Source organism: Thauera sp. AutoDN2, assembly GCF_051280715.1.
Classification (GTDB): domain Bacteria; phylum Pseudomonadota; class Gammaproteobacteria; order Burkholderiales; family Rhodocyclaceae; genus Thauera.
In genome coordinates, this window is the sequence record NZ_JBNCAR010000023.1 from 1 (window position 1) to 13548 (window position 13548).

General features: G+C 64.5%; 13 protein-coding genes and 1 tRNA gene. 9 read left to right on the top strand and 5 right to left on the bottom strand.

Annotated features, from left to right (window positions below; translation table 11 throughout):
• The 7 genes from ACPT9U_RS12470 to ACPT9U_RS12500 all read left to right on the top strand — a co-directional run.
• Positions 1–727 (top strand): amidase family protein (locus tag ACPT9U_RS12470; RefSeq protein ID WP_435751166.1); only part of this gene is annotated, 727 nt, incomplete at its 5' end.
• Positions 728–771: 44 nt separating this feature from the next.
• Positions 772–1770, top strand: coding sequence for a TRAP transporter substrate-binding protein (locus tag ACPT9U_RS12475; RefSeq protein WP_435751167.1), 999 nt, complete (start codon positions 772–774; stop codon positions 1768–1770).
• A 24-nt stretch (positions 1771–1794) separates the two neighbouring features.
• Positions 1795–2304, top strand: a complete 510-nt coding sequence (locus tag ACPT9U_RS12480) for a TRAP transporter small permease (protein ID WP_418363142.1) — start codon at positions 1795–1797, stop codon at positions 2302–2304.
• A 13-nt stretch (positions 2305–2317) separates the two neighbouring features.
• Positions 2318–3592 (top strand): TRAP transporter large permease, encoded by a 1275-nt coding sequence (locus ACPT9U_RS12485; RefSeq protein ID WP_435751168.1) that lies wholly within the window; start codon positions 2318–2320, stop codon positions 3590–3592.
• A gap of 5 nt (positions 3593–3597) precedes the next feature.
• Complete coding sequence (locus tag ACPT9U_RS12490) at positions 3598–4590, top strand: asparaginase (protein WP_435751169.1); 993 nt, start codon at positions 3598–3600, stop codon at positions 4588–4590.
• A gap of 20 nt (positions 4591–4610) precedes the next feature.
• Positions 4611–5696 (top strand): tartrate dehydrogenase, encoded by a 1086-nt coding sequence (locus tag ACPT9U_RS12495; RefSeq protein ID WP_435751170.1) that lies wholly within the window; start codon positions 4611–4613, stop codon positions 5694–5696.
• A gap of 11 nt (positions 5697–5707) precedes the next feature.
• Positions 5708–6988, top strand: coding sequence for a M20 family metallo-hydrolase (locus tag ACPT9U_RS12500; protein WP_435751171.1), 1281 nt, complete (start codon positions 5708–5710; stop codon positions 6986–6988).
• A gap of 250 nt (positions 6989–7238) precedes the next feature.
• Here ACPT9U_RS12500 and ACPT9U_RS12505 read toward each other — a convergent pair.
• The 5 genes from ACPT9U_RS12505 to ACPT9U_RS12525 form a co-directional block, all read right to left on the bottom strand.
• Positions 7239–7329: transfer RNA gene (locus tag ACPT9U_RS12505), tRNA-Ser, on the bottom strand.
• Positions 7330–7485: 156 nt separating this feature from the next.
• Complete coding sequence (locus ACPT9U_RS12510; protein WP_435751172.1) at positions 7486–7872, bottom strand: Hpt domain-containing protein; 387 nt, start codon at positions 7870–7872, stop codon at positions 7486–7488.
• A 23-nt stretch (positions 7873–7895) separates the two neighbouring features.
• Positions 7896–8279 carry a response regulator gene (locus ACPT9U_RS12515; protein WP_418363136.1) on the bottom strand — a complete coding sequence of 128 codons (384 nt, stop codon included), beginning with the start codon at positions 8277–8279 and terminating at the stop codon, positions 7896–7898.
• Complete coding sequence (locus ACPT9U_RS12520; RefSeq protein ID WP_435751174.1) at positions 8276–10849, bottom strand: sensor histidine kinase; 2574 nt, start codon at positions 10847–10849, stop codon at positions 8276–8278. The genes ACPT9U_RS12515 and ACPT9U_RS12520 overlap by 4 nt, the downstream gene beginning before the upstream one ends.
• Before the next feature lie 32 nt (positions 10850–10881).
• Entirely contained in the window at positions 10882–11496 is a 615-nt protein-coding gene (locus ACPT9U_RS12525) for a response regulator (RefSeq protein WP_418363134.1), read from the bottom strand.
• Between the two features lie 216 nt (positions 11497–11712).
• Here ACPT9U_RS12525 and ACPT9U_RS12530 point away from each other — a divergent pair, with 216 nt between their 5' ends.
• Both ACPT9U_RS12530 and ACPT9U_RS12535 read left to right on the top strand, forming a co-directional pair.
• Positions 11713–12099: a DUF2237 family protein gene (locus ACPT9U_RS12530; protein WP_435751208.1), complete on the top strand. Its 387-nt coding sequence runs from the start codon at positions 11713–11715 to the stop codon at positions 12097–12099.
• Positions 12100–12116: 17 nt separating this feature from the next.
• A complete protein-coding gene (locus ACPT9U_RS12535) occupies positions 12117–13541 on the top strand; it encodes an AAA family ATPase (RefSeq protein ID WP_435751209.1) in 1425 nt (474 codons plus the stop codon).
• The last annotated feature ends 7 nt before the right edge of the window (positions 13542–13548 follow it).

A 13548-nucleotide genomic window follows, 5' to 3' on the forward strand; every position in this document is an offset into this window, starting at 1 on the left:
GTACTGCGCTCCGACATGCTCGTGCTCCCTGAAAAACGGAAGCCGAAGCATGCGGGCTCAAACGGGGCTACGTAAGAATGGGGTTCGTGGAGCGCTTACCGAGAACTTCTTCTGGGAGGATATCGAACCGAGCATTGGCGCGCTCGTTGAAGCGACGGTCGACCGCCTCGCGCAGGCCGGGGCCCGCATTGTCCGGCTGCAGTTGCCCCATTGCGAGGAAGCCTACGAGATCTTCCGCCAAGGCGGTTTGGCCGCCCCCGAGCTGGCGGCTTATCTGAACGAACACTTCCCGCAGAAGATCGACCAGCTTGACCCGGTGGTTCGTGCCCGCGTCCAAGGCGCCGAGGCGATTTCCTCGGTCGAGTACCTGCGTCGCAAGGCTGTGCTCAAGCGTTGTGGTGCAGGCGCTGCGCAGGTCTATGACGAAGTGGATGTCCTGCTGTCCCCGACGGTGCCGATCACGCCGCCGCGCCTCGCAGATATCACCGACGGAGCGAGCTACGGCAAAGCCAACATGATGGCATTGCGCAACACCGTGATCAGCAACCTCTTTGGCTGGTGCGCGCTGACCCTGCCTGTGGGTCTGGACGCCAGTCGCATGCCGGTGGGTGTTCAACTCATGGGGCCGGCAATGGCTGAAGAGCGCCTGATCGGCATTGCACTGAACATCGAGTCCCTGATTGGCAGGGGGTTCGACGTACTCGGCCGCGCACCCGCGCTGGCTTGATTTTTCCTGCATTTCAACCAACCCCGAAAAGGGAGGAGATTCAGATGACAACCAAGAAGAGCTGGAAAAAGATCGCTGTCGCTTCCGTGCTGGCAGCCCTGTTCTCTGGCGCGGCTCAGGCCGCCGAGTTCAACTTCACGTTCGCGCACGTGCTCGTTGAAAGCACCCCCAACGCAAAGGCTGCAGTGAAGTTCAAGGAAGAGGTCGAGAAGAACTCGAACGGCCGCATCGAGATCAACATCCGCCCGGCAGCGCAGTTGGGCGGGGACGTGGAAATCATCGAACAGACCCAGATGGGCCTGGTGCACATCGCGATTCCGCCGACGGGCAACCTCGCGAACTTCGAGCCGAAGATGTACCTCTTCGATCTGCCGTTCCTGATGCCTGACAACGACGCGATGAAGCGCGTGCTTGATGGCGCAGTGGGTCGTGAGCTGCTCGACACGCTCGACAAGAGCAACCTCTACGGCGTGAACTTCTGGGGCGCAGGCTTCCGCCAGATGACGAACAACGTTCGCCCGATCACGCACCCGGATGACCTCAAGAACATCAAGATGCGCACGCTGCAGGCGCCGGCGATTCTCGCCACGTATCGTGCCTATGGTGCAAACCCCACTGCGATGGCCTTCACCGAGGTGTACAACGGCCTTCAGCAAGGCGTCGTCGAGGGCCAGGAGAACCCGTTCGCGAACATCTATTCGATGCGTTTCCATGAGGTTCAGAAGTACCTGACACTGACCCGCCACGCTTATCACACCTATGCGGCCGTGATGAACAAGGCGGCGTGGAATTCTCTGCCGGATGATCTCAAGAAGGTCGTGGCGGATGCCTTTGATGTGGGCCGCGACTACGCCCGCCAGATCACCGATGAAGAGGATGCGCGCATCATCGCCGAGATCAAGGACAAGATCGAGATCCGGGAGCTGACGCCTGAGGGCCGTGCAGCTTTCATCGAGAAGTCCAAGCCGATCTACAAGGAGTTCGAGTCCCGGGTTACGCCTGAACTGCTCGATAAGGCGCTGAAGGCAGCCGCTGGCAACTAATCGCTGATCTGACCGGGGACGGCAATGATTCACGCGCTCAACAAACTCATCGACTGGGTCGAGAACATCATGGTGGTCGTCCTGATGCTCGTGGCCACCGTCGTTGCCATCGTGCAGGTTGTGGCACGGTACGTATTCAATAACTCGTTGTACTGGTCCGAAGAGCTCATCCTGTATTCACTGATCACGATGAGCTTCCTGGCCGCCAGTATGGGAGTGCGGTACGCCGCCCACATCTCGGTGGAAATGTTGTACGCATTTGCCGGCCCCCGGCTCACCCGCGTCCTGAAGTACGTGGCGACGATCCTGGGGTTCATCTTTGCCGCCACGCTGGTCTATTACGGGGGACGACTCTTCATCAACACGTCCAGCATGGGGCAGCTCTCGCCGGCAATGCAGATCCCCGTGGCCTACATCTACCTGACGATTCCCGTGGCGGGCGCTTTCATGCTGGCCCGGTACCTTTTGATCTTTCAGACCCTCGTGGCTGGCAAGGACTACAAGCCCCTTGCGACCACCATGAGCGCGACCTGAGGAAGGGCACGCAATGATCTCCGCTCTGGTCCCCATCTTCTTCAGCCTGCTGCTCTTCGGTCTGCCGATCTTTGCAGCACTTGCACTGGCGGTTACGGCTGCGCTGTATTTCTTTGGAGGGATCGATCCGCTGGTGGTGCCGATGCGGATGTTCTCAGGGATGAACAACTTCTCCCTGATGTCGATCCCGTTCTTCATTCTCGCGGCCGAGTTGATGCGCATCGGCGGGCTGTCCGACCGGCTCATCGAACTCGCCAAGGCGCTCATCGGCTGGCTACCCGGGGGGTTGGCCGCTGCGACCGTTCTGGCTTGTCTGTTCTTCGGGTCAATCTCCGGCTCGAGTCCGGCAACCGTCATCGCGATCGGCACGATCATGTATCCGGCCATGGTGGCTGCCGGCTACAACAAGTATTTCTCCATCGGCCTGATCGCGACGGCAGGGACACTTGGTCCCATCGTTCCGCCCAGCATCGCGCTCATCATCTATGGTTCGGTCACTGGTACTTCGGTTGGAAAGCTCTTTGCCGGCGGCCTGCTGCCCGCATTGCTCATTGGCGGACTGCTCATCGCGTACACCACCTGGTACGCGATCCGGAACAATTACTCGCGTGACCCCTTCCCGTCGCTGAAGCAGATCGGCGCGGCGTTCAAGCGCTCCGCATGGGGACTTGGTCTGCCTGTCATTCTTCTTGGTGGAATCTATAGCGGCGTCTTCACGCCGACCGAGTCAGCAGCAAGCGCATGTCTGTACGGCTGGTTTGTCGGTGCCGTGGTGTACCGGAGCATCAGTTTCCGTGCGCTCCTTGAGATCCTTCGGAATACGGGTTTGCTGTCGGGCACCTTGCTGCTGATCACGGCAGGTGCTTCCGCATTCTCTTGGATACTGGCGAGCACGGGCACGCCGACCCAGATCGCCTCGGAAGTCTTGTCGAGCACGGACTCCCCGATCCTCATCATGTTGCTTTTCAACGTGATCATGCTGATTGCCGGCTGCTTCCTCGACAGTGCCTCCGCCATCATCATCCTGGCGCCGCTGATGCAGCCCATCGCCGCTCAGGTGGGTGTCGATCCGGTCCACTTCGGCATCATCACGCTGGTGAACCTGTCCGTGGGCATGCTCACACCGCCGGTCGGGCTGAACCTCTTCGTTGCGATGGGTGTGGCGAAGATGACCCTTTACGAGATCTTCCGCGCGGCACTACCCACTATCTGCCTGATGGTCGTGGCCCTGTTGCTGATCACTTACATCCCCGCGATCAGCACGCTGCTTCCCAACGCACTTTACTGATAATCATGAAGCGCATCTTCCTGCTTTCGACGGGGGGCACGATTGCCAGCGCCCCGGGCGAGAACGGCCGCAACGTCTCCGGAGCACTCCCGGGAGAGGCATTGGTTCAGGCGCTGGCGCTGGCCGACGATGTCCGGGTTGAGGTCGAGTCGGTGCTGCAAAAACCCAGCAACGCCATTGACGCCGCGGATTGGGTGATGATTGCCCGCCGGTGCGAAGCCCTCATGGCCGATGGCCTGGCGGATGGAATCGTGATCACGCATGGAACGGACACGCTCGAGGACACCGCGTATTTCCTCGAATGCGTGCTCGATACCTCGGACGTGCCCGTCATCATCACCGGGTCGCAGCGCGTGCCACATGCGCTGGGCAGTGACGCGCATGCCAATCTGAGACGCGCGATTGAGGCTGCCGCATCAGGGTGCTCACACGGCATGGGCGTAATGGTGGCGTTCAACGAATCGCTGTACAGCGCCAATTTCGTGCGCAAGGTCAGCAGTTTCCGCCTCGATGGGTTCGACGCGCCGGGCCTGGGCTGCCTGGGTTTCATCGATAACGGCGAGGTTCAGATCCTGCAGCGCCCCATGCGGCAGCGACGCCTTGTCCGGCCTTCTGCGCTCCCCCGGGTCGATGTTCTGCCCGTGTATGCAGGTGCGTCGGCCGCATTCCTGGAAGCTGTGCTCGCAAGCGCCCCGGCCGGCATCGTCATCGATGGCGTCGGACGCGGTCACGTGCCCCCCGACTGGATGCCAGTACTGCGCGCGGCGATGGACCGTGGCCTCCCAACGCTTATCTGCAGCTCCACCCTGCACGGCGCGACTCATCAGAGCTATCAGTTTCCCGGCGCCCTGCACGAGCTGGAAGAAGCCGGAGCCGTCGGTGTGCGGCACCTGAGCGCGCGCAAGGCCCGCATCCGACTGGCCTTGCTGCTGGCCAATGGGGTATCTGTCCCGCAAGCAATCCGAGCCGCCTTCGACTGGCAGCCCAACCGCTACTGAAGCCTTCAACGAGGAAAAATATGTCTGCATCCAGAATCGCCGTTATCCCGGGTGACGGGATCGGCAAGGAAGTCATGCCCGAAGCCCTGCGTGCGCTTGCCGCGCTTGGAGAGCGGCACGGGCTCGCCCTTGAGTACGAACACTTTGACTGGGCTTGCGCCGAGTATTACCAGGCACACGGCGACATGCTCCCTGCAGACTGGTTCGAGCGTCTGAAGGGCTTTGATGCAATCCTCTTTGGGGCCGTTGGTTGGCCCGAAGTCGTACCCGATCACATCTCCCTGTGGGGCTCGCTACTGAAGTTCCGACGCGAGTTCGACCAGTACATCAACCTGCGTCCGGTCCGGCTCATGCCCGGCGTGCCTTGCCCGCTCGCAGGGAAGAAGCCCGGCGATATCGACTTCCTTGTCGTGCGGGAGAACACCGAGGGGGAGTACACCAACCTCGGCGGCAAGATCTTTGGCGGTACCGAGCGCGAAGTGGTGCTGCAGGAGGCAGTGTTCTCACGTCACGGCGTCGATCGCGTGATCGACTATGCGTTCAAGCTGGCGTCCCGGCGTGAGCGCAAACACCTGACTTCGGCGACCAAGTCGAACGGCATCGCAATCAGCATGCCTTACTGGGATGAGCGCCTCGAAGTGGCTGCCGAGCGGTTCCCTGACGTCCGATGGGACAAGTACCACATCGATATCCTTGCCGCCCGCTTCGTGCTCTCGCCCGAGCGCTTCGACGTGGTTGTCGCTTCCAATCTTTTCGGCGACATCCTTTCCGACCTCGGGCCCGCATGCGCAGGCACCATCGGCATCGCGCCCTCGGCGAACCTTAACCCGGAGCGTCGCTTCCCCTCGCTGTTCGAGCCTGTGCATGGCTCCGCGCCCGACATCTATGGCCGAAACATCGCCAATCCCGTGGGGATGATCTGGTCGGCCGCACTGATGCTCGAGTTCCTCGGCGAGCAACAGCCCGCATGCCTTGCGGCAGCACGTGAGCTTGTCGTCGCCATCGAGCACGTGCTGGAACACGGCCCGCGCACGCCCGATCTCGGTGGGTCAGCGGATACGACGGAGATGGGCAGGGCCGTCACCGCCGCACTGAACCGGACTTGAGGCGCACTGCGATGAGTGCGACAACACCCCTCCCATCGCTGAGCGAAGATGCGCGCCAGGCCATGGCCCATGTGGACGGCAGGCGGCTGATCGGCATGCAGCGCGCGCTGGCAAGCTTCGGCGGTCGCGCGGACGGCGGCGTGGCGCGCGAGGCGCTGACCGCCGCCGAGCGCGAGGCCCGGCGCTGGCTCATCCAGCAAGTGACAGGTCAACGCTACAGCTGGCACATCGATGCGGCGGCCAATCTTTTCCTTCGCCGCGCCGGCACCGATGACAGCCTGCCACCGGTCATGACAGGTAGCCACATTGACACGCAACCCGTTGGAGGCTGGCTGGACGGGGCCTATGGGGTCATCGCGGGGCTCGAAGCCTTGTTGGCGCTCGATTCGGCGGGAATTCAGACGCAGCATCCAATCGAGTTGGCCGTCTGGACCAATGAGGAGGGCTCACGCTTCAGTCCGGGCGCGATGGGCTCTAGCGCATTTGTCGAGCCGGCGTCTCTGGCGGCTTTCCTGGATAGCGCCGATGTCGATGGGGTCCGCTTCGAGTCGGAGCGTGATGCTACCTCCGCAGCGTTACCTGAGGCCGGTGAGGTGCCGCTCGCTCGTCCGCTGAAGGCCTATGTGGAGGCGCACATCGAGCAGGGCCCTATTCTGGAAGCTTCTGGTCTCAAGTTGGGCGTCGTCACCGGGATCCAAGGCGTGCGTTGGTTCGAGATCACTGTGCGCGGGAGCAGTGCGCATGCAGGGACGGCACCGCTAGACAGTCGTCGTGACGCCTTGATGACCGCAGCAACGACGGTCGCTCGTATCGGTGAAATGGCTGCTTTGCTCGAGGACCCTGCGCTGCGCTTGACAGTGGGGCGCTTCGATGTGGCTCAAGGGGCCATCAACACGGTTGCTGAGCGTGCAACGTTCACCATCGATTTGCGCCATCCGGACGAAACGACATTGAGTGAATGCGAAAGCCGTATTCGGGAGATCGTGAGCCAAGGCGCCGGCAGTTGCGTCGCCGAAGTGCGGTGTCTTATGCAGCGTGCGCCGACGGTATTTGCCAATGAAGTTGTGTCGATCGTCGAGGCAGCCGTTTTCGCCTCGGGTGAACCGTACTGTCGAATCGTTTCGGGCGCCTTCCATGATGCAATGCACCTGGCCGACCATTGCCCGTCTGCAATGCTGTTCGTACCCAGCCACGGAGGCGTCAGTCATAACGCCGCTGAAGATACGGACGAGGCCGACCTGATCGAGGGCGCTCGCGTCCTGGCGGGTGTTCTGGTGGAGCTTTCGCGCTGACGGGGGCTTGTGTTCGCTGCTAGGTTGGAGCTCGATGACGAGGGCGGACGGTGCGGCGACCTGTGCGCAGCCGCTGACCGCGTCTCAGGCATGTCCAGCCCGCCGTTACGGTGGAGCGTCTCTGCCGTCACGTCCGACTGCACAAGGTCTCGACCGTGCCACTTAAAGAGCCACGACCCCCACGAAGTGAAGCTGCAGTGATGGCTTGGAAAGCAAAAACGCGCCGAAAGGCGCGTTTTTGCTGGTGTTCTGGCGGACAGGGCGGGATTCGAACCCGCGTTGGGATATTATCCCAAACACGCTTTCCAGGCGTGCGACTTAAACCACTCATCCACCTGTCCGTGACGAGCCCGAGAGTATAGCGGCAAGGTGGCGCTCAGGGAAGGGTTTTCCACTCAAATGCGCGCCCGCCAATTGCTTTCAGGCGGCCTTGGGGGCGTCAAGCAACTCGCAGCCGTGCGGGTAACGGTGGCGTGGGTAGTGCGCGCCGTTGGGTGTCAGCGCTGCTGCGCCGAGAGGAGCTGGTCGACCTCGGCGTGAAGGGACTCGAGTTCGGTGAGGAGCGCGGAGAGATGCGCGTGGACTTGCGGGGCGCCCGGCACGTCGTCGGCTTGTTTGCAGGTAGCTTCGAGCGTACGCGTGAGCGCCACGGCGGTGTCGGCGTGAAGTTGCATGAGGGCGCCGCGCAGGGTGTGGGCGTGGCGGGCCAGCTTGGCAACGTCTTGCGCTGCAGCGGCCTCCAGCAGACGCTCGCGCATTTCGGTCAGCCAGGGCGATACGGTCTGCAGCACAGCGTCGAGGGCGGACTGGCTGCCGAACAGGTCTTCGCGCAGTGCTTCGGGTGAGAAGTGGCAGGGCGGGATGGTGGGCTGTGGGGATTGCATCGGGGTGGCCTTCGGCGGGGAGATCATGATGTGCGCGGCACCGGGCTTGCGGCAGTGCCGATGGTTTCGACCACCGAGGACGGCGTGATCGGTTTCGTGAGGACCGCGTCGAAACCGCAGGCGATATACCGCCTGTGGTCCTCGTCGTGTGCATGAGCGGTGTAGGCGACGAGGCGGATGGCGTCGAGCGCAGGGTTTGCGCGGATACGGCGGCAGGCTTCCTCTCCGCTCATGCCGGGCATCGAGATGTCGAGCAGGATGACGAAGGGCTGCTGTGCGTCCAGGCGTTCGAGCATGGGCAGGGCGCTTGCGAAGGACTCCACCGCCCACCCGGTGCGCTGCAGCAGCACGGCTGCGATGTTGAGGTTGACGGGGCTGTCGTCGACGACGAATGCGAGCGTGTTCATGTGTTTTCCTCCGGGAGGTGCGGGGGAGGCTGGCAGGGCAGGTGCAGGTCGAAGCGTGCTCCGTGCCCCGGGGTGCTGATGGCGTGGATCTCGCCGCCCATCATCGTTGCCAGGCGACGCGACAGGGTGAGCCCCAGCCCGGTGCCGCCGTGGGTCCGGTTGAGGAAGGGGCGTGCCTGATAGAAGGGGTCGAAGATCCGCTCGAGCTCTTCCGCAGTGATGCCGATGCCGGTGTCGGAGACAGTGAGCCGCACGGCCTCGGGGCCCGGTGTCAGCGTGATCTCGACGCCGCCTTCGAGCGTGAACTTGATCGCATTGGAAACGAGGTTCTCCACGATCTGGCGGACGCGCACCGGATCGGCGGTGATGCGGCAGGGCGCCTCGGGCAACCGGGTGGCGAGGCTGATCCGCTTGGCCTCGGCGCTGACCTGATGCAGTGCCGCAACCGATCTGAGCAGCGCGCAGAGGTCAAAGGTCTCGGGGTGGATGCGCATGCGGTTGGCTTCGACCTTGGCGAGGTCGAGCACGTCGTTGAGCACGGCCAGCAGGTGGCGGCTGCTGTGTCCGATGGTGTCGGCGAAATGACGGTGCTCCGGGCTTTCGAGTTCGGCCGCCAGCAGGTCTGCGAAGCCGATGATGCCGTTGAGTGGGGTGCGCAGTTCGTGCGACATGTTGGCAAGGAACTCGCTCTTCATTCGGTTCGACTGCTCCGCACTGACGCGCGCGTGGTCCATGTCGAGGATCGAGGTGCGCACGGTGTCGGCCATGCGATTGAAGGAGCGCGCGAGTTCCGCGAGTTCGTCGCGGCCATGCGGGGTGAGACGGTGGTCGAGCTCGCCCTTCTCGAAACGATGGATACCGTCGACGACGTCGGTGATGCGCCGCGAGAGCAGGTTCGCCATCCAGATCGCGATCAGGATCACGGCGACTGCCATGATCAGGGTGGAGACGGCGAGCCCGGCCGAGGTCTGGCGCAGGGTGCGGCGGATGTCCGAGACGAGTTTGTCGCGGGCTTGGCGGGTCTGCAGGTCTGCGGCGTCGATCATCTGGCCGATGCGGCGCCCGGATTCGGTGGCGGCGCGGTGGAACTCGTCGATGTTCGCCCCGATCGTCACATAGCCGAAACCGCGCTCCGAGCGAGCGTAGGGGCCGGTGTGGTAGGGGATGGCCGCGACCGTGGTGAGTTTGCGCAGGCCGCTGAACTCGATGACAAAGGAGCCCGAACCGCCGTGCTCGGTCATGTCGTGCCAGCCCAGGCATTGAGGGGAAAAGCTCAGGTAACGACAGTCCAGGCCCACCTGTCCGGAGGCAGTCGATTCAGGATGGGGTTCGCGGCTGAGGCGCTGGTCGCGATAGGCCGGGACGGTTGCTGCGAAATGCGTCCACTCCAGCCCGCTCGCCTGCCAGGCATTGAAGAGCTCTGTGTCCAGCCAAGGCACGGCGTGCTGGCCGGTGGCGGGGTCGAAGCCGTGGATGAAGTAGTCTCGCGCGTGCGAGATGTTGTGCCCTTCGTCATCCCACATGAAGGCGTAGTTGCCCGAGGCCGGATCGGCGATCGGTGCGTGGCGCTCGGGGGTGGGGCGCAGGGTGTCGGTGAAGGCCATGATGTGGGCGTGGTCGAGCGCAAGCGTCACATAGCCCGTGATCTGTCCATCGCGCACGACCGGTGTGGCCCAGCGAACCAGACCACGGAAGCGGACGCCCACCGGATTCTCCAGGCCGGCGTAACCCGATGCCTCGGGCGCGAAGGGCTTGCCTTGCCTTCGTGCCTCGTGCGGAGTGTACTCACCAATCCAGTGTGTATGCACCTGGGCGCCGATGACGCGGGATACGTGGATCTCGCCGGGGACGAGCTTTTGCAGCGCGGGCCAGTAGGTTTCGGCGCGCACGAAAGTGTGTGCGGGATCGCGGATGTCGCGTAGCGCCGGGTCAAGCAGGCCGAGGGCGCGGTCACTGTGCACCTTGATGCGCTCGTGGCCATCCAGGTCGATGAAACTCATCTCCAGGAAGAGCGGGCGTAAGGTCTGGTGGGTGCGCGGATCCGGCGTGCGGTAGTGGAAGCTGCCCGCGTTGTCGGGGAGCGGGGTGCGGACCAGCGCTGGCCTGTGCGGTGCGGGATCGGCTTCGACCCAGCGCGTGCCGTCGACGTCCAGCGCGTACGGCGCGTGCTCCTCGAGCAGGCGCAGGTGGGTATCCAGGAAGCGACGGTAGGCGTCCGCTGCGGGTGGGATCCCGGCTGCGCGCAGGATGTCCTGGTCGCGGTCGTACAGGAAGCGCGCGACTTCGCGTGCCACATCGGTGGTGAGCGCTTCGATCGCTTCGCGAGCGCGGTCATCGAGCGCCTCGATGGCGTCACCAATCGCCGTGGCGCCGGTGCGCCGTTGGGTGTCGAGCATGACGTCGGCCATGCTCACCGCGCGCAGGGTGACGAGCCTGCCCAGATCGGTGGCCGCCTGCCAGGCGAAGAGTGCGAGCAGCAGCAAGGGCAGCACCTTGATCGCAATGAAGATCGCGATCAGCCTGGCCCGCAGGCTCATCTCGGCGAAGTGCGGCAGCGAAGAGGCGGGCATCGGCGCGCCCGGCGCGGCGGTGGGCGGAACGCTCAGGCTTGCTTGCGGCTACGCAGGCATTGGGCGATGAGGGCCTGGATGTAGCCGCGCAGCTCGTGGAAGGGGATCGGTTTGCGATACACCGTCACATCGTCGGGAAGGCCGCCTTCCACCTCGATCTCCTTCTCCGAGAGCGCCGACACGACGACGATCGCGACCTCGCTTGCGAGCGGATTGTCGCGCAGGCGGCGGATCATCTCGAAGCCGTCGATGCCCGGAATGCGCAGATCGGCGATCAGCAGGTCGGGTGGCTCGCGCCCGACCTCGACCAGGGCATCCAGCCCGTGCTCCATGTAGCGGACGTCCATGGGCAGGCTCCAGGTGGAGAAATTCTGCCGGTAGACGTTCTGCAGCAGGCGATCATCCTCCACCACGAGCACGCGCAGGCGGCCACCGCTGCGGCGCTGGGTGACGCCGGGGCCGCGCGCGCGCGCAAGCAGGGCATCCACGGAATCCTGTCGTATGCGGCGGTGTCCACCCGCGGTCTTCCATCCGGCGAGGGTGCCGCTCTCGACCATCTGCTGGACCGCACCCAGCGAGAGACCCAGCTGTTTTGCGGCTTGAGCAGTGCTGATGAATTCGCGGCCGGTGTCGATGTTGGAAGCCATGGTGAATCTTCGATTCGCAGGAAAAAGCAGAAAATAGCAGAAACAAGGCTTGTCTGCTAAGTGAAAATGAGTTCGATCATGCTCGGCGGCGGTTTACGGAAGCCGGCCGCAGCGCAGACCGGGAGCCTGGCGCGCAGCTAGAATGCAGGAGCGCCGCGCTGTCACAAGGCCGCGCCAGCGCGGCATCCATCGTAAGGAGGAGAATAGACCGTGAGCATGCGTTCATCGAGAAATGTGCTGGGCGGGCCCCTGCTGGCATGCAGCTATGCCCCCCTGACGGGCTTCTACCGCACCGGCTGCTGCGAGACGGGACCGGACGACCTCGGCCGTCACATCATCTGCGTGCGCGTGACCGATGCGTTTCTGGACTTCTCGCGCAGCGTGGGCAACGACCTGTCGACGCCGCGCCCGGAGCACCGCTTCGCAGGGCTGAGGGCGGGGGACCGCTGGTGCCTTTGCGCACTGCGCTGGAAGGAGGCGCTCGATGCCGGAGTGGCGCCGCCAGTCGTCCTTGAGGCAACGCACGAGGCGGCCTTGCGCGTCGTCGATCTGGGGACGCTCAAGACGCACGCTTACGGCGCCATGCAGGGGCCGGAGGCGTGAGCGAGGCGCGGTGGACGATGCGGGATGCGCTGGCGCGCCTGCTCGCGGTGCTGGAAACGGGCCTGGTCGAGCGCGGCGAGGCGCTGCGCCTGAGTCTGCTGGCCGCACTGGCCGGCGAGCACACCCTGCTGATCGGTCCGCCGGGGACGGCCAAGAGCGCGCTTGCGCGGCGCATCCATCTCGCCTTTGCCGGCGCGCAGTACTTCGAGCGCCTCCTCACCCGTTTCACCGTGCCCGAGGAGCTGTTCGGGCCGCTGTCCATCCGCGGGCTGGAGCAGGACCGCTACGAACGCCATACCGCCGGTTTCCTGCCGGAAGCGTCGATCGCCTTCATCGACGAGGTCTTCAAGGCCAACAGCGCGATCCTCAATGCGCTGCTCACGCTGCTCAACGAGCGCGAGTTCGACAATGGTGCGGGGCGCGTGCATTGCCCCCTGATCAGCGTGCTCGGGGCGACCAATACCGTGCCCGAGGATGAGGTGGCAGAGGCCTTCTTCGACCGCTTCCTGCTCCGCCTCGTGGTGGAGCCGGTGACGGCCGGGGGCTTCGGTGCCTTGCTCGGTGAAGACCGCGTCGGAGAGGAGCCGTGGCCAAATGTGCCGGCGGCCTTGCGGCTTGGCGAGGCCGAGCGTTCAGCCCTGTCGCGTGCGGCAGTTGCAACGCCGCTGTCGCCGGCCGTGCTGGCGCGCCTGGCCGAGTTGCGCGCGTGGCTGGTCGAGCACGGCCGCTACGTGTCCGACCGGCGCTGGGTGAAGATCGCGCACCTGCTGCGCACCGCAGCGGCGAGCGAGGGCCGCGACCGGGTGGTGGAGTGGGATCTGGCCTTGCTGCCGTCCTGCGTCGCCTTCGACGCGGCGTCGAGGCGCACCGTGGCGGACTGGCTCGCGGCGCGCCTGGGTGTGCGGGAGGCGAGCTCGCCGCCACGCGTGGCGCGGGTGGTGGAGGCCTTCGAGGCCCAGCTCAAGGCCGAACGCGAGGCCAATGACCTCGATTACGACGCGTCGGGCCGTTTGCGCTTCTCTGCAACTGCGCACGCGGCCGAACTGGCGGGGGAAATGTCGCGCCAGCTTGCACAGGAGATCGGCGATGCCAAGGGCGGCGCGGCGGCGCTGCGCATGACCTACGCGCACAAGCGGCGCTATGGCGCGCTGCATGTCGCCGCACGCACCGGCCAGATCGACGCCCTGATCGGGCGTATCGCGCGTTACCGGGCGGAACTGGACGAACGCTGCAGCGAGCTGGAGGCCTGGGCCGCCCAGTCCTTGTGGGTCGATCCGGGCTTCGTGGCGGCTTCGGGCGCCCAGCTTGCCGCTGTCCGAGAGGCGCTGGAAGGGCTGGAGGCGCGTGCGCGAGCGACCCGGCTCGGCTTCGAGTCGCTGCCGCGCCTGGACACCGATGGCGTGGCCCCGGCGCCGGTCGAACACCTGCCGCTGGCGGAGTAAGGCCCCG

Bases quoted from the DNA above. Each gene is read 5' to 3' on its own strand.
- ACPT9U_RS12475 (WP_435751167.1), top strand. From the start codon at position 772: ATGACAACCAAGAAGAGCTGGAAAAAGATCGCTGTCGCTTCCGTGCTG.
- ACPT9U_RS12535 (WP_435751209.1), top strand. From the start codon at position 12,117: ATGCGGGATGCGCTGGCGCGCCTGCTCGCGGTGCTGGAAACGGGCCTG.
- ACPT9U_RS12480 (WP_418363142.1), top strand. From the start codon at position 1,795: ATGATTCACGCGCTCAACAAACTCATCGACTGGGTCGAGAACATCATG.
- ACPT9U_RS12510 (WP_435751172.1), bottom strand. From the start codon at position 7,872: ATGCAATCCCCACAGCCCACCATCCCGCCCTGCCACTTCTCACCCGAA.
- ACPT9U_RS12500 (WP_435751171.1), top strand. From the start codon at position 5,708: ATGAGTGCGACAACACCCCTCCCATCGCTGAGCGAAGATGCGCGCCAG.
- ACPT9U_RS12530 (WP_435751208.1), top strand. From the start codon at position 11,713: ATGCGTTCATCGAGAAATGTGCTGGGCGGGCCCCTGCTGGCATGCAGC.
- ACPT9U_RS12490 (WP_435751169.1), top strand. From the start codon at position 3,598: ATGAAGCGCATCTTCCTGCTTTCGACGGGGGGCACGATTGCCAGCGCC.
- ACPT9U_RS12485 (WP_435751168.1), top strand. From the start codon at position 2,318: ATGATCTCCGCTCTGGTCCCCATCTTCTTCAGCCTGCTGCTCTTCGGT.
- ACPT9U_RS12525 (WP_418363134.1), bottom strand. From the start codon at position 11,496: ATGGCTTCCAACATCGACACCGGCCGCGAATTCATCAGCACTGCTCAA.
- ACPT9U_RS12515 (WP_418363136.1), bottom strand. From the start codon at position 8,279: ATGAACACGCTCGCATTCGTCGTCGACGACAGCCCCGTCAACCTCAAC.
- ACPT9U_RS12520 (WP_435751174.1), bottom strand. From the start codon at position 10,849: ATGCCCGCCTCTTCGCTGCCGCACTTCGCCGAGATGAGCCTGCGGGCC.
- ACPT9U_RS12495 (WP_435751170.1), top strand. From the start codon at position 4,611: ATGTCTGCATCCAGAATCGCCGTTATCCCGGGTGACGGGATCGGCAAG.